Annotated in this window: 10 protein-coding genes; 4 read left to right on the forward strand and 6 right to left on the reverse strand. The window is 74.1% G+C overall.

Annotation, left to right across the window (positions count from 1 at the left end; translation table 11 throughout):
• Positions 1 to 223: 223 nt before the first annotated feature.
• The 4 genes from ACH5AO_RS25885 to ACH5AO_RS25900 all read left to right on the forward strand — a co-directional run bounded on the left by ACH5AO_RS25885 (position 224) and on the right by ACH5AO_RS25900 (position 6,027).
• Positions 224 to 589, forward strand: coding sequence for a TIGR04351 family putative TOMM peptide (locus ACH5AO_RS25885; RefSeq protein ID WP_398928544.1), 366 nt, complete (start codon positions 224 to 226; stop codon positions 587 to 589).
• Positions 586 to 2,970, forward strand: coding sequence for a TOMM precursor leader peptide-binding protein (locus ACH5AO_RS25890; protein ID WP_398928547.1), 2,385 nt, complete (start codon positions 586 to 588; stop codon positions 2,968 to 2,970). Before ACH5AO_RS25885 ends, ACH5AO_RS25890 begins: the two co-directional genes overlap by 4 nt.
• Before the next feature lie 128 nt (positions 2,971 to 3,098).
• On the forward strand, positions 3,099 to 4,694 hold the full coding sequence (locus ACH5AO_RS25895) for a SagB family peptide dehydrogenase (protein ID WP_398928549.1): 1,596 nt from the start codon (positions 3,099 to 3,101) through the stop codon (positions 4,692 to 4,694).
• Positions 4,695 to 4,872: 178 nt separating this feature from the next.
• Entirely contained in the window at positions 4,873 to 6,027 is a 1,155-nt protein-coding gene (locus ACH5AO_RS25900; RefSeq protein WP_398928551.1) for a sensor histidine kinase, read from the forward strand.
• Between the two features lie 98 nt (positions 6,028 to 6,125).
• On the opposite strand, the gene ACH5AO_RS25905 is transcribed toward ACH5AO_RS25900, so the two are convergent.
• The 6 genes from ACH5AO_RS25905 to ACH5AO_RS25930 all read right to left on the reverse strand — a co-directional run bounded on the left by ACH5AO_RS25905 (position 6,126) and on the right by ACH5AO_RS25930 (position 14,520).
• Positions 6,126 to 6,731, reverse strand: a complete 606-nt coding sequence (locus ACH5AO_RS25905) for a DNA-binding response regulator (RefSeq protein ID WP_398928554.1) — start codon at positions 6,729 to 6,731, stop codon at positions 6,126 to 6,128.
• A gap of 104 nt (positions 6,732 to 6,835) precedes the next feature.
• Positions 6,836 to 7,879, reverse strand: coding sequence for a ScbA/BarX family gamma-butyrolactone biosynthesis protein (locus tag ACH5AO_RS25910; protein WP_398928556.1), 1,044 nt, complete (start codon positions 7,877 to 7,879; stop codon positions 6,836 to 6,838).
• A 42-nt stretch (positions 7,880 to 7,921) separates the two neighbouring features.
• Positions 7,922 to 9,562 carry an FAD-dependent monooxygenase gene (locus tag ACH5AO_RS25915; protein ID WP_398928558.1) on the reverse strand — a complete coding sequence of 547 codons (1,641 nt, stop codon included), beginning with the start codon at positions 9,560 to 9,562 and terminating at the stop codon, positions 7,922 to 7,924.
• Entirely contained in the window at positions 9,559 to 10,236 is a 678-nt protein-coding gene (locus ACH5AO_RS25920; protein WP_398928560.1) for an HAD family hydrolase, read from the reverse strand. Before ACH5AO_RS25920 ends, ACH5AO_RS25915 begins: the two co-directional genes overlap by 4 nt.
• Before the next feature lie 707 nt (positions 10,237 to 10,943).
• Positions 10,944 to 13,346 carry an MMPL family transporter gene (locus ACH5AO_RS25925; protein WP_398928562.1) on the reverse strand — a complete coding sequence of 801 codons (2,403 nt, stop codon included), beginning with the start codon at positions 13,344 to 13,346 and terminating at the stop codon, positions 10,944 to 10,946.
• 109 nt (positions 13,347 to 13,455) lie between these two features.
• Entirely contained in the window at positions 13,456 to 14,520 is a 1,065-nt protein-coding gene (locus tag ACH5AO_RS25930; RefSeq protein ID WP_398928564.1) for an SMP-30/gluconolactonase/LRE family protein, read from the reverse strand.
• Between the last annotated feature and the right edge of the window lie 488 nt (positions 14,521 to 15,008).

Raw genomic sequence — 15,008 nt, forward strand, 5'->3', positions numbered from 1 at the left:
GGGCGCTCCACGATGGCACGGCCGGCCTCGCGGTCCCAGTGAGCCGCTCACCGCCCCGGTGTGATTCGTCAACGGGGCGCCTCATGACGGATTCACGGGAGAGCCGTGAACGGAACACTGTCCTCACCCCCTCCCGTAATCGAACAATTCTGTCCGCCGGGCCGATCACGACGGCTTCGGAATTCCAGTCGGACATCCAGTCAGGTCTCACGCGGAGGGCGACGTGTACGAAGGAATCTTTCCCGTTCCCCAGATCACGCCGGGCGCGGACGGTGTCATGGAGGCCGGTCTCCAGGCCGGTGAGGAAGCCCGGTTCGTCGAGTTGGTCGCCTGCGCCTGGCTGGACCCCGAGCTGGCCAGCCGCTACCGGGCCGACGCCCGTGCGGTGCTCGCCGAGTTCGGCGTGACGCTCACCCCCGGCCAGGAGCCCCCGGCGCTGCCCGAGAACCCGATGGAGGAGCTGTCCATCGAGGAGCTCTCGCGTCCCGCGCCCCTGGCGCACGCGGCGGGCTGCCTGTGCTGGGCGGCGGACGACCCGGCGCCGGAGCAGGCCCTGACCACGGCCGGGGACCGGGCGGTCGCACGGTGACCGCGGTCTTCGGTGAGCGTCCCGCGCGCGCACCGGCCGCCTCGACCGGACGGTGCGTGGGCTTCCGCAGCCATCTCAGAGCCGAGGTCGTCGCCGACGACGCCGCGTACCTGCTGTCCGACCGGGGCGTCACGGCGCTCCAGGGCGGCCGGGTGGAAGCCCTGGTGCCGCTGCTCGACGGCACCCGGGACCTGCCGTCGGTGCTGCGCGAGGCCGCTCCGGAGATCCCGGCCGAGCAGGCGGGCCGCATGATCGCGCGGCTGGCGCAGGCCGGTCTCGTGGGGTACGCCGCGGCCGGGGCCGGCTCCCGCGCCGACACGGCCGGCAGTGCCGCCCGCGCCTACTGGGAGCTGGCCGGTCTGGACGGCACGGAGGCCCTCGAGGGGCTGGCGTCGGCCGCCCTGCGGGTGCTGACCGTGGGCGACGCGAGCGCCGACGGCGTGCTGGCGGCCTGCCGGGCCGCCGGGCTGCCGGTGGCGGGCGGCGACCTGTGGGGCGACGGGGCGGAGGAGGGCGTGCGCGCCGGTGCCGCCCAGCTGTCCGTCGTCGTCTGCGACGACTACCTGAACCCCGGACTGCGCGAGATCGACGCCGCCCACCAGGTCACCGGGCGGCCCTGGCTGCTGGTCCGGCCGGGCGGGTCGGCGGCCTGGATCGGCCCCGTGTTCCGGCCGGGTTCCGGCCCCTGCTGGTCCTGCCTGGCCCACCGGCTGCGCGGGCACCGGACCAACGAGGCACCGGTGCGGCGGGCCCTCGGCCTGACCGGGCCGGTGCCCCGTCCCCCCGCCCGGCTGTCCTGCTCCGTGACCGCGGCCGCCGAACTCGCGGCGCTGGAGGCCGCGAAGTGGCTGGCGGGCTACCGCTATCCGGGACAGACCTCGGTACTGACCCTGGACACCCTCACCCTGACGACCCGTCACCACGAGCTGCGCCGCCGTCCCCAGTGCCCGGACTGCGGCGACCCCGGTCTGGTCGCCGAGCAGGTGCGGCGCCCGGTGACCGTGGTCTCCCGGCCCAAGGCGCCGTACGGCGCCGGCGGCCACCGCGCCTGTTCCGCCCAGGACGTCCACGACAGCTACCGGCACCTGGTCAGCCCGGTCACCGGGGTGATCGAGGAGATCCGCCGGGACCCGAGGGCCCCGGCCGGTATGCACTGCTATCTGGCCGGTCGCAACCCCGCGGTCGGCGGGAGCGACCTGGAGCGGCTGCGGGCCGGGCTGCGTCAGGTCAGCGGCGGCAAGGGAGCCACCGCGCTGGACGCCCGGGTGAGCGCGATGTGCGAGGCGCTGGAGCGCTACAGCGGCACCCTCCAGGGGGACGAGCCGCGGGTCCGGGACAGTCTGCGCGGCCTGGGCGAGGTGGCCCTGTCCCCCGACGCCTGCCAGTTGTTCGATCCCCGGCAGTTCCGCGACCGTGAACGGTGGAACGCCCTGAACAGTTCGTTCCACCAGGTTCCCGAGCCCTTCGACGACCTGGCCCCGGCCGACTGGACCCCGGTCTGGTCGCTCACCGAGCGGCGGCAGCGGCTGCTGCCCACCGGGATGCTCTACTACCCGGGCCCGGCGGACGGGACGGTGCCCGCGGTGGCCGGCCGGCGCTCGCTGCGCGCCGACTCCAACGGCTGCGCCGCCGGCAGCAGCCCGGAGGACGCGATCCTGCACGGGTTCCTGGAACTCGTCGAACGGGACGCGGTGGCGCTGTGGTGGTACAACCGCACCCGCCAGCCCGGTGTGCGCCTGACCGGACCCGGCGGCTTCGGCGACGCCTGGACGGAGGAACTGCTGGACGTCTACCGGACCCTGAACCGCGACGTGTGGGTCCTGGACCTCACCTCCGACCTCGGGGTGCCGGTGTTCGCGGCCCTGTCCCGGCGCACCGACAAACCGGCCGAGGACATCATGCTGGGGTTCGGCGCGCACTTCGACCCGGCCGTCGCGCTGCGCCGCGCGCTGACGGAGATGAACCAGCTGCTGCCGGTGGTGGCCGACGCCCGGCGCGACGGCACCGGCTACGGCTCCACCGCGGCGGAGCTGCTCGGCTGGTGGTGGGGCGCGACCGTGCGCAACCAGCCCCATCTGCTGCCCGACGGCTCGCGCCCGGAGCGCGGCACGGCCGACTTCGTCCACCGGTACCGCCCGGACCTCAGGGACGACGTCGACGCGGCCGTGGAGCTGCTGCGGGAGCACGGCATGGAGCTGCTGGTCCTCGACCAGACCAGGCCGGACATCGGCATTCCGGTGGTCCGGGTGGTGGTGCCGGGCCTGCGCCACTTCTGGGCCCGGTTCGCCCCGGGCCGGCTGTTCGACGTGCCGGTGCGGCTGGGCCGGCTGCCCGAGCCGACACCGTACGACGCCCTCAATCCCGTACCCCTGTTCGTCTGATCCCCGTCCGCCCGAGCCCTGTCCGTCCGATCCCCGTCCGCCCGAGCCCTGTTCATCCGAGCTCTGTTCATCCGAGTCCCCGCGGCGCCCCCACCGCCGTTTCACCACACCCCCACTCAGGAGTTCCCATGTCAGCCGAGAGCCCGTCCGGCGTGGTCCCCGGTGCTCCGGACGTCAGGCGCTGTGTCTCCCTCTGGTCGCTCCGCGAGGACGTCCTGGTCGACACGAGCGACGCGACCGGTTCCGTCCTGCTCTCCGGGCGATGGGGGGAGGTGCGGCTGCGCGGGGTGGGCCCCACCGTGCGCGAGGCGCTGCGCCGGATGAGCCTCGGTCCGATCTCGCTGACGAACGTGGCGGCCGAGCTGGTGCCGGCCGGCCCGGACCGCGCTCCGCGCGGGCTCGGTGTCGGCCCGGCCGCCGGTTCCAAGGCCGAGATCCTGGCCGTACTGCACCGGTTGCAGCACATGGTCGTGCGCTCGCTGACCCTGGAGGGGGCCGACCGGCTGCTGCTGTCCGCCGTCCCGATCGCCCCGGCGGCCCGCTGCCGGCCGGTCCCGGTCGGGCGGCGGCATCCGGTGAGGCTGTCCCGGTTCGCGTTCCTGCGCAGTGAGGGGCAGGGCTTCGTCCTGGAGTCCCCCACCTCGCTGCACCGGGTGGTGCTGCACGGCCCGGAGGCCTCCTGGGTGATCGGCATGCTGGGCCGTCCCGTCACCGTCGACGAGGTCGCGGCGGGCGTGCCGCTGACCGTCCAGACGGTCTCGGAGATCATCACCCTGCTGGTCGCGACCGGCATGGTGGTCCCCGCGCGCACCGGCGAGGAGGAGGCGCCGGCGGGCGGCCCGGCCGTCCCGGACTTCGCCGAGGACCGCGATCCGGCGCTGCGCACCTGGTCCGCCGTGGACCTGCTCTTCCACAGCCGCTCGACACTGGGCCGGCACGACGCCGACTTCGGCGCCACCTATCCGCTCGCCGAGGTCATGCCTCCCTCTCCCCCGGTCAAACCCCTCCCGGAGGGCCCCCGCACGGACCTGCCGAAGCCCTCGCTGAGCGAGGTGGCGGCGGCCGATCCGCCGTTGACCACCGTGCTGGAGGAACGGCGCAGCATCCGGTCCTACGGCACGGACCGGCTCACCGCCGCCGCGCTGGGCGAGTTCCTCTACCGGGCGCTGCGGGTGCGCGGCGTGCGCGAGCACAGCGGCGACGGCCTGCCCCCGGACGCGTACACCGACCGTCCCTATCCGAGCGGTGGCCGCGCCTACGAGCTGGAGTTCTACCTCACCGTCCGGGACTGCGCCGGTGTCCCGCCGGGCATCCACTACTACGCGCCGCTGGAGCACCGCCTGATCCGGATCGGCGACGCCGAGAAGGAGCCGGCGGTGTCGGAGCGGCTCGAGGAGGCGCGGATCGTGGCCGGACTGGCCGAGCCGCCCTCGGTGGTCTTCACCATCACCTCGCGCCTGCACCGCCTGTCGTGGAAGTACAGCGGTCTCGCCTACGCCCTGACGCTCAAGCACGTGGGCGCGGTGACCCAGAACATGTATCTGATCGCCACCGCGATGGGTCTGGCGCCGTGCGCGCTGGGCAGCGGGGACGTCGAACTGGCGGCCCGTACCACCGGCACGGACTGGCGGGTCGAGCCCGGCGTCGGCGGGTTCGCGCTCGGCACCCGGCGTGCGGAGCGGCGGCCGCGGGACCTCCCCGGGGCACCCGTTATTCGTTCATGAATTCCCCATTCAAGCTTTCGAATTCATGCACACTCCCTAGACTGTGGCCCTGAGCTGATCTCGGGGTGGGGGAGCACGCATGCAGCTGGCCGGATCGCCCTCGGGCAGAGGATTCGGGAAAACCCCGGTCGAGCCATCGCGTGCGGGTTCCGGTGACGCTCCCGTGCTCTCGGCGGCGATGCGCGTGCTGGGGGGCGGTGCCCCGCCGCCCCGGCTCGCCCTGAGTCTCGTTCTGACCGTCGAGTGCGGCTTCGTCCTGGTCGGCTTCCTGAACATCCTGGACGCCGAGCCCGGAGCGCTCGTCCTGGTCGCCTCGGCCCTCGGGTTCGGCCTCATCTTCCTGCTGCAACTGGTGCACACCGCCTACCGGTTACGCCGGTTCCGCGAGCGCTGGGGCAAGTGGAGCCTCGCCCTGCAGGCGCTGCTGACCTATCTGCCGCTGTTCGCCCTGGGGTTCGGCTGGGGCGGGATGGCCGGATTCCTCGGCGCCTCGGTGCTGCTGGTGCTCCGGCCGGCCGTCGCCTGGCCGCTGTTCGGGCTCGTCGTCGCGGCGGCCTGCGGCACCGGGCCGCTGCTGGGCATGGATCCCGTCGACTCCGTGTACATCGCCGTGTCGACCACCCTGACGGCCCTGATCGTGTACGGGCTCAGCAAGCTCTCCCAGCTGGTGCTCGAAGTGCAGGAGGCCCAGCAGGACTTCGCGCGGCTGGCGGTCACCCAGGAGCGGCTGCGGTTCGCCCGCGACCTGCACGACCTGCTCGGTTACAGCCTGTCGGCGATCACCCTCAAGAGCGAGCTCGCCTGCCGTCTCGTCGGCGGGCATCCCGACCGCGCGCTGGACGAGCTGACCGGCATCCTGGAGATCTCCCGGCAGGCCCTGTCCGACGTGCGCACGGTGGCCCGCGGCTACCGGGAGATGTCCCTGGCCGCCGAGGCGGTGTCGGCGGGTTCGGTGCTGGAGGCGGCCGGGATCCAGGTGACCACGGAGCTGCGCGGTGAGCCGCCCGAGGGGGAGATCGACACCATCATGGCCACCGTGCTCCGTGAGGCCATCACCAACCTGCTGCGCCACAGCAAGGCGGAGAACTGCCGGATCGAGAGCTGGACCACCACCTCCGAGGAGCTGGTCCTGGTCATCTCCAACGACGGGGCGCAGCGGGGGACTTCAGGACGCTGGGACCTGTCGGCGGCCCCGGACGGCAGCGGCCTGGAGAACCTCCAGTACCGGCTGACGTCCATCGGGGGCCGGCTCTCCTCCGGGGTGGACGAGACCGGCCGGTTCGTCCTGCGGGCCGAGGCCCCGCTGCGGCTCCCCTCCCGCGATTCCGGCTGAGCGCACGCCCGTTCAGCCGGGCGGGCCGGCCCGCGAACGCCGGGGGCCGACCCGTGAAAACCGGGGGCCGGCCGCGCACGCCGGGGGCCGGCGCGCCCTCACAGCCAGCCGTTCCCCCGGGCCAGTCTGACGGCGTCGACCCGGTTGCGCGCGTTGAGCTTGGTGACGACCGTCGTCAGGTAGTTCCGCACCGTCCCCACGGAGAGGAACAGCTGACCGGCGATCTCCGCGGCCTCCGCGCCGTCCGCGGCCATCCGCAGCACCTCCATCTCACGCGGGCTCAGCGGGTTCTCCCCGTTGTCGAAGGCCGCCAGGGCCAGTTGCGGGTCGATCACCCGCTTGCCCTCCGCCACCTGACGCACCGCGTCGGCCAGCCGGTCCGGCGGCGCGTCCTTGAGCAGGAAGCCGCCGACCTGGGCCGCGAGCGCCTTGCGGAGCGTCCCGGGCCTGCCGAGGCTCGTGAGGATCAGCGTGCGGCACGAGGGCAGTTGCTCGGCCAGCAGCCGCGCCGCGCTCAGTCCGTCCAGGCCCGGCAGGTCCACATCGATGATGGCGACGTCAGGGCGGCAGTCGAGTGCCCTGCCGACGATGACGTCGCCGCGCTCGACCTCCGCGACCACTCGCAGGTCATCCTCCAGGGCCAGCAGGGCAACCAGGGCTCCGCGGACCATGTGCATGTCCTCGGCGAGCAGGATGCGTATCAATGCGCTCCCCCGTTGGGCTCGGATCCGCTACCGATGCCTTTTGGCTGGAATATTACGGGACCGAGGGATCGCAGGGGAGCGCGACACGTAGCTTCGTTGAAAGTTCAAACCCACTGGGCGACTTCGAGGCGCATCGCGGTGGTGACCGTCGTCTCCTGGACCGCCTCCACGGGAACCGCGGTGACGAACGTGCCCAGCTCCTCGTCCCAGCGGAAGTTCTCGACCGACGCCCGCAGCCGGGTGATCCGGTCCAGTTCCGCGTAGTCCGTGAAGTCGGTGGTGATGGAGGCGACCACCAGGCTGTACGGGTCGACGCCGTGCCGCCGGGCCACGGAGGCGACGGCCAGCTGACGCGCGGCCTCCATCTGGAGATGGCCCGGCACATGGTCCAACGGGTGGTCGAACACGTGGGGATGGCCGGTGTCGACCACCAACTGGGCGCTGTAGGAGCCCTCTTCGCCCTCCGCGACGGGATGCGTGACGAACACGTTGCGGGCGTCCCTGCGCCCCACGGCCGCCGGTTCGGCGGCCGTGAAGCGCGGGAGCAGGAACCCGGGGTGGTCGGGCACCCGTCGCCGGCCGCGCAGCGTGCGGTAGGCGGCCCGGGACAGGATCAGCAGTCCGCCCTCCCCCGTCAGGGCCGGGCGGCCGTCGACCAGTACGTCCCCGGTGAAGGTGAACCCCTGGACGCGTCCCGCCCGGTTGCGCCGGGCCCGTACGTCCACGGTCACCCGCAGGTCGGCCGGCCGCCGGCCGATGCGCAGTGGCTCGAAGGCGACGGTGCGCAGGCGCAGGTTGCGGAAGACGAACACGGACTCCAGGTTCACCTCCAGATGGCGGTGGGCGATCAGGACGCCGGCCTGCCGGACCACCTCCACCAGCAGCGTGAAGTCGTACAACGGGGAGTTCTCGCCGATCAGATGGCCGCGCGGGAGCTGCGCGGCGACGACGAACGTGTCCTCACCGGTGCGGGCGGAGTCGGTGACGAACACCTCGGCTATCGACGCTCTGTGCACCAGGGAGCGGGGCACGGTCGCGTCGTAGCTCAACTCCACCTCGGGGCTGTCGGGTTGTGCGGTGGCCGGCTCCGCGGTGTTCCGCCCGGAGGTGTCCGGCTCGACGGTGGACACGGGCGTGGATGCGGGCATGTGCATGGTGGGTCCTTCCGGAAAGTTCGGTGGCGGGGCGCGTCAGTGCCGGACGGCCGGTGCCGGAGCGGCGAGGGGCGGACGGGACGGTACGCGGGCGAGGAGCGCGTCGAGGCCGTCCGCGCCCGACCGGGCGGCGACGACGCCGTCGGGCCGTACGTACGCGCACCACGGGGCACGCGCCCCGCCCCGCGTGTCCGTCTCCCGTACGACGGCGAATCCGGCGCCGGCCGGCGGGACGTCACCGCCGCCCGTGTCCGCGGGCCGGATCCACAGCACCCGCGCCGTGTCCTCGGCGCCCCGCTCCCGGAGCGCCGTCCAGGCCCGCGCGGCCCGCCGTCCCGCCTCGCCGTCGCCGTACACCAGCAGGGTGTGCCGGCCGGCGGCCAGATGGGCGTGGAGCGACGTCTCCGTCGTCGCGTGCACCGGGGCCAGCGGCAGGTCGGGGGCGCGCCGGCCGGGGCGCAGCGCGCGCGGGGCGGCCGCGGCGCCCGCGAGGTCGGCGACCGCCGGGCTCCCGGAGTGGTCCAGGTCGAGCTGGGCGAGCACCGGGAGGGCCTTCTTCTCGAGCAGGCCGGCGGCGGACAGTCCCCGCATCACCGTGTCGCGCAGGGTCCGGGCCAGCGGGTTGCGCAGCAGCCACATGCGGGTCTGCTGGTCGCCGTTCCTGACCGCCCGGACGGACGCGGGGCGGCGCTCCGCCTCGTAGCTGTCGAGCAGGGCCGGGTCGCAGCCGCGGACCACCGCCGCGAGCTTCCAGCCGACGTCGTAGCCGTCCTGGACACCGGTGTTGAGTCCCTGGCCGCCGGCCGTGGTGTGGGCGTGCACCGCGTCGCCCGCCAGCAGCACGGGGCCTTCCCTGAACCGCGGGGCGACCTTGGCGTGCACCCGGAAGCGGCTGGACCACCGGACGTCGTACAGCCGCAGTCCGCCCGGCCCGCGTTCGTCGAGGAGCCGCTGGAGCAGTTCCACGGACGGCGGTGCGGTCCGTCCGTCGGGTTCCGTGTCGAAGAAGACGCGGTGGCCGTCCGGCTGGGGGACGATCACCAGCACACCGTCCGGGGTGATGTGGTGCTGCACCTCGGCCTCGGCGCCGGCGCCGTCCAGACGGCCGTCCCCGATGAGGAACGTACGGTCGAAGGTGTGCCCCTCGAAGGGGATGCCGACGCTGTCGCGCACCAGGCTGCGGGCGCCGTCGGCGGCGACGAGCCAGGGCACGGTCACCGTCTGCTCGCCGGTGGCCGAGCGCAGGGTGACGGTCGCCGACTCGGCGGGGCCGCCTCGGTCCACCGTCACCGACAGCACCTCGGTGTCCCACTCGACGGTGCCGCCGAGTTCGGTGAGCCGCTCGTGCAGCGCCCGTTCGGTGACCGGCTGCGGTGCGCACAGCGGGCCCGGGAACGCGGTGTCCTCCAGCTTCCCGAAGCGCACGGCGCCGGTGCGCCGGCCCCGCGACCAGTACGAGGCCCCGGCCAGCGGCAGCGCGGCGTCGGCGAGTGCTTCCGAGACGCCGAGGCGGCGCAGGCACTCCAGCGCGCCGCTCCACAGCACCAGCCCCTTCGGGGCGGTGCCGGGGCCGGGGCGCCGGTCGACGACGCGGCAGGGGACGCCGAGGTCCCACAGGGCGCAGGCGGCGGTGAGCCCGGTGGGCCCGGCGCCGACGATCAGGACCGGTGCGGTCATCGCGCGGCTCCCGTCGTCGCCCCGGCCGGGGCCGCCGCGGGGCAGCCGAGCAGGCCGGTGATCTCCCGGACGGCCGCGGCGGTGTCGGTGAACCGCACGGAACGGATGCCGAGTTCCTCCGCGGCCCGGCAGTTCTCCTCGGTGTCGTCGACGAACACGCAGCGCTCCGCGGTGGTGCCGAGCCGCTCCAGCAGGAGGCGGTAGATCCGGGCGTCGGGCTTGCGCACGCCCTCCCGGTGCGAGTCCACGACGACGTCGAACAGCTCGTCCGCGGGGATCTGGGCCCGCCACAGCGGCTCCCACTCGCGGACGTTGTTGGTGAGCAGGGCGAGCCGGTAGCCGGCGGCGCGCAGGGAGCGCAGGAACGCGAGGAAGGGCTCGTTGGGCCGCCGGCCCCGGAACCAGAGCTCGCCGAAGCCGTGCCCGTCGGCGAGGATCCGGCCGGAGCCCTCGGGCAGTTCGGCCAGGATGCGGTCCACCATCTGCCGCTCGCTGATGTCGCCGGTCTCCAGAGCGGCCATCGGGGTCTCCCCGTGGCGCTCCGTGGCCGCGAGGAACGCCTGGGCGAGGTCGCCGGCGTCGATCCCGGCCAGGTCGGCGAAGGCGGCGAAGGTCTCGACGAGCGGGTTCGTCAGCACTCCCCCGTAGTCGACGACGACCGTGTCGACGGCCATGGCGTCTCCCTCCGGTGCCGGGGCCGGGCGTGCGGACCGCGCACGCGGCCCGGCGGTTTGCGTGGATGTCATCGGACTGCTCCCCCTCTGCTCCGTGGGTGCCCGGATTCGGTGTCGCGTCGGTACGGCGGTGGGCCGCCCGGGCCGGGACACGGCTGCTGCGGCTGCTCCGGGTGTGGGCTGGGCGACGGCCGGGGACTCGTCACGGACGCGCCGGTCCCCGTGGTCCGGCCGACCGCGCTCCGTCGATCAGGTGTCCGCCCGACCGCGCGTCCCGGACACTAACGACGCCGGCTTGCGCGGCGCCAAAGCGAGTGCGGGAGGACCGTGACCGGTCCTCCCGCATACGAACTCCGCGCTCCGGCGCACTCCGGCGCGCACCGGCGGCGCACACCCGCGCCGGTTCAGGGGGCGGGGTTGCCCCGCCCTCTGAACCGGCGGGACGCGCGCCCGTGCTCACGCCCGAGCCACACCGTCATACGGAGCCTCGACCGCCCCTACCCACGAGGGCGGACCCACCCGCCCCCTGGACCAGGACACACACCCGCACTCGCGCCCGAGCCGCACCCTCGTACGCCCCTACCCGCGAGGGCGGACCCACCCGCCCCAACGCCGGGGCACACGCCCGGGCCCGGGGCCCGGGCGTGTGTCTCCTCCGTGGTCGTGGCTCGGGTCCGTCGGTCGTGCCGGTGGTGGTGTCGGGCTTGTCAGGGGACGGGTTTTCCCGCCGCCGTGCTGAGGGTGGCGGCCGGTTCGGCGTCCCGGCGGGCCGGGGCGGCGGGCGTGTCCGGTTCGGGCGTGTCGGCCGGGGCCGGATCCGGGGCCGGGGCCCGGTGTGCCGGGCCGCTCTCGCTGATGCCGATCCGGTCGTGCAGCCGGCGCAGCGGGCCGGGCGCCCACCAGCTCGCCCGGCCGGTGAGCGACAGCACGGCCGGCACCAGCAGCGTGCGGATCACCATGGCGTCCATGAGGACGGCCAGGGCGACGCCCAGTCCGAGCATCTTCGTGTTGGTGATCCTGGACGTGCCGATGGCCACCATCACCACCGACAGGACCAGCGCGGCGGCAGTGATGACACCGCCGGTGCCGCGCATGCCCGCCACGACGGCCTCCCGGTGGTCACGGCCGCGGTCCCGCTCCTCCTTGATCCGGGACAGCAGGAAGAGGCCGTAGTCCATGGAGAGTCCGAACGCCAGGCAGAACATCAGCACCGGCAGCGCCGTCTCGACGCTCCCGGTCGGGGTGAAGCCCAGCAGCCCGGACAGGTTGCCGTCCTGGAAGACCCACACCACGGCGCCGAGCATCGCGGTCAGGCTGAGCGCGTTGAGCAGCACCGCCTGCACCGGGATCAGCACACTGCCGGTGAGCAGGAAGACCAGTGCCAGCGTGGCGAGGACGATGACGGCGAGGGCCCACGGCAGCCCGCTGCCGATGGCCTTCTGGCTGTCGATCAGGGCCGCGGTCGTCCCGGCGGTGTACGTGGCGAAGGGCGCGTCCACCGCCCTCACGTCCCGTACGAGTCGCTTGCCGTCCTCGGAGATCGCCTCCACGCCGGGCACGACGGTCAGGTACGCGACGTCCCCGGAGACCCGGCCCGGCTGCCCCTCGCCGACGGCTCGGCCGTCGGTGTAGCCCCCGGTCGGGGCGTCCACCCGCAGCACTCCGTCGAGCCGGGACAACTCCTGCGCGTACGCGCCCAGTTCAGCGGTGCCGGCCTGCCGGGTGACGACCTCGACCACACCGGTGGGGCTGCCCTGGAAGTCGTCCCTGATGTGTTCCTGCACCACCCGGGACTCGGCCGAGCCGGGCAGCTGCCGGTAGTCGGCGGTGCCGAAGTGAGCGCTCAGGAAGGGCGCGCCGAGCAGCAGCAGCACGGCCAGCGTGCCGGTGGCCACCAGCGGCGCCCGGCGCATCACCCACCCGGTCAGCCGCGCCCAGCCCGCTCCGGGCTCGGCGGCCCGGCCCGCGTTCCGCTTCCCGCGGGAGCCCCGTCGTACGAGCTTGCGCACGTCCAGCGCGTCGACCCGCCGGCCGAGGACGGCGAGCAGCGCCGGCAGCACCAGCAGCGCGGACGCGGCGGCGAGCACCACGACGCTGATCCCGGCGTAGGCGAGCGAGCGCAGGAAGTACAGCGGGAAGACCAGCATCGCGGCCAGCGCGACGGCCACCGTCGCGGCCGAGAACAGCACGGTCCGTCCGGCGGTGTTCAGCGTGGCGGCGAGCGCGCCGGGCATGTCCCGGCCGCGGGCCAGCTCCTCCCGGTAGCGGCGCACGATCAACAGCGCGTAGTCGATGGCGAGGCCGAGTCCGAGGGCGGTGGTGAGGTTGGTGGCGAAGACGGAGACGTCGGTGAAGGAGGTCAGCACGCGCAGGACCGCGTTGGTGCCGAGGATCGCGATCACGCCGATGCCGACCGGCAGCAGCGCGGCGACGGCGCTGCCGAACACCAGCATGAGGATGATCAGCGTGATCGGCAGCGCGATCAGCTCGGCGCGCACCAGGTCCTCGCCGATGAAGGTCTGCTGTTCGTGCTGGACCGCGACGCTGCCGCCGATCCTGACCGAGAGGTCGCCCTGTCCGCCGTCGAAGCGCGGGACGATCCGCTCCTCCAGCGTGCGTTCGGCCGCCAGGTCGTCCCCGGTGAGACGGGCGACGATCAGTGCCTCCCGGCCGTCCTCGGAGCGCAGGGCCCGGGAGCCGGTGTCCCAGTAGGAGGTGACGCCGGTGACGCCGCGCTCGTCGGCGAGCCGGGCCGCGAGCTCCCGGGCCTGCCGGGCCACCCCGGCGTCGTCGACCCCCGCGTCGGCGCGGGCCAGCAGGACCAGGTTGGGGCGGGCGCCGGGGAACTCGCGTTCCAGGATCTCCGCGGCGTACGAGGACTCGGAGGACGGGTCGACGACACCGCCGCTGCCCCCGCTGCGCAGCCGGTCGGCCACCCCGCTGCCGAGGACCACCGCCCCGGCGAGGAGGAGCACGGTGAGCGCGAGCAGCAGACGGGGCCGGCCGCCGGTGAGGCGGGCGAGGGCGGTGAACAGTCCGGCGGGCGGCTGCCCGGTGCGGACGGGGGAGGCGGAATCGGGGGGTGAACCGTCGTGAGGCAGGGGTGCCATGAAGGACTCCCGGTGGAAGGTCTGGGCGGGTGGGGTCGGTGCGGTGGCCGGACGGGCGGGGGGCGGGGCCGGGCGGGGCCCGGCACGGGCCGCCCCCCGCGCGGCGGCCTCAGCGGCGGCGCAGCTGGAACCGGCCGGGTGTGGCCGAGGGGACGCCGGTGAGGATCTCCCGGAGCCCGCCGCTGAGCACGTAGTCGCCGTACGGCGTCACCGCGACCGTCGTCGGGTCCTGGAACGGCCACGTGCGGTCCTGCACCGTGCGGGCGGAACGCCAGTTGTCGGTGGAGCGGAGCACCACGACGTGGTCCCTGCCCTGGCGTCCGCCGGACAGCGACAGGTCGTTGGCGGCGGCGACCAGGGAGCCGTCGGGGCGCAGCGCGATGCCGTCCAGCGAGGTCGGCGGGTGGTCGAGGCGGACCTCGCGGATCACCGGGCGCGCCGAACGGGGGTGGTCGACGCGGAACAGCCGGCCGCCGTCGTACTTGGCCAGGAGCAGGAACCCGGCGGGGTGGTGGACGATGCCGTTGGGTCCCGTGTCGGCGGTGGTGAGGCGTTCGTCGGTGAACACCCCGCGGACCCTGCCGTCGTGGCTCACGCGGGTCACGGTGTCGACACCGGTGTCGGTGACGTAGATGTCACCGTGGCGTTCGTCGACGGCGACGTCGTTGGCGCGCGGGGTCCGCGCCCCGGCGGAGACGTCCACCAGGTGCCGTACGGCCCCGGTGGCCAGGTCGAAGACGCCCACCCCGGAGACCGGAGGCAGCGAGGGGTCCACGATGCCCAGCAGCCGGCCGAAGTAGTCCGTGTACGCGGCCACCACGCGGCGCCGCCGGGCGTCCACCGTGATGCCGAGCACCGAGACCTGCGCGAACGGCGCCACCAGCGGGGTGACCGAGCCGTCCGGGCGTACGACGGAGATCGTGCCCTGGGTGCTCGACCCGACCAGGAACGCCTTTCTGGTCGGGTCCCAGGCGACTCCCTCCGGGTACAGGTTCGGGGCGGTGACGGTGAGCGTGCGCGGCAGCGCACAGCGGGCGGCGGGGTGTCCGCCGCGCTCGCCGCGGCCCGAGTGGGCGAAGGCGGGGAGCGGCGCGGTGGCGAGCGCACCGCCCGCGGCGCCCGCGGCGGCGAGCCTGAGAAGGGTACGGCGGGAGGCCGGAACTGACGCGTCCAATGTGTGCTCCTTCAAGCGGAAGCGGGTGACGGCCGGCCGATACGCGGTGCAGGCGGGCAGGACGTTCGCCCGCGGCCGGGCACCAGGAGAGGAACAACCGATTCCGACTGCCCACCGGCCGCGACCCAGCGTCGCCATTCGTCCTGGAGGACCGCTGGACCGTTGCTGAACCTGCCGGGGTCCTCGGTCCGTCCCGCCGGGTGACCTCGTGCGCTTTGGCCCGCCTCAAGGCCCGCTCTCTAGCGTCCCGGTCCGTCAGCGCACGGGGGAGGCCGGACAGCCGGGCCCGGACCGTGCGTCGGAACGCCGAAGGAGACGAGTCGCGTGACGGTGGACATCGAGCACGCCCGGCCGCTGCCGGCCGGGGCCGGCGTCAAGGAAGTGCGTCGCCTGGACCGGGTGGTCATCAGGTTCGCGGGGGACTCGGGTGACGGTATGCAGCTCACCGGTGACCGTTTCACCTCGGAGACCGCGTCGTTCGGCAACGA

The organism is Streptomyces sp. NPDC018964 (assembly GCF_044390325.1).
Taxonomy (GTDB): Bacteria; Actinomycetota; Actinomycetes; order Streptomycetales; family Streptomycetaceae; genus Streptomyces.

Bases quoted from the DNA above. Each gene is read 5' to 3' on its own strand.
- ACH5AO_RS25895 (WP_398928549.1), top strand. From the start codon at position 3,099: ATGTCAGCCGAGAGCCCGTCCGGCGTGGTCCCCGGTGCTCCGGACGTC.
- ACH5AO_RS25900 (WP_398928551.1), top strand. From the start codon at position 4,873: ATGCGCGTGCTGGGGGGCGGTGCCCCGCCGCCCCGGCTCGCCCTGAGT.
- ACH5AO_RS25910 (WP_398928556.1), bottom strand. From the start codon at position 7,879: ATGCCCGCATCCACGCCCGTGTCCACCGTCGAGCCGGACACCTCCGGG.
- ACH5AO_RS25915 (WP_398928558.1), bottom strand. From the start codon at position 9,562: ATGACCGCACCGGTCCTGATCGTCGGCGCCGGGCCCACCGGGCTCACC.
- ACH5AO_RS25920 (WP_398928560.1), bottom strand. From the start codon at position 10,236: ATGGCCGTCGACACGGTCGTCGTCGACTACGGGGGAGTGCTGACGAAC.
- ACH5AO_RS25925 (WP_398928562.1), bottom strand. From the start codon at position 13,346: ATGGCACCCCTGCCTCACGACGGTTCACCCCCCGATTCCGCCTCCCCC.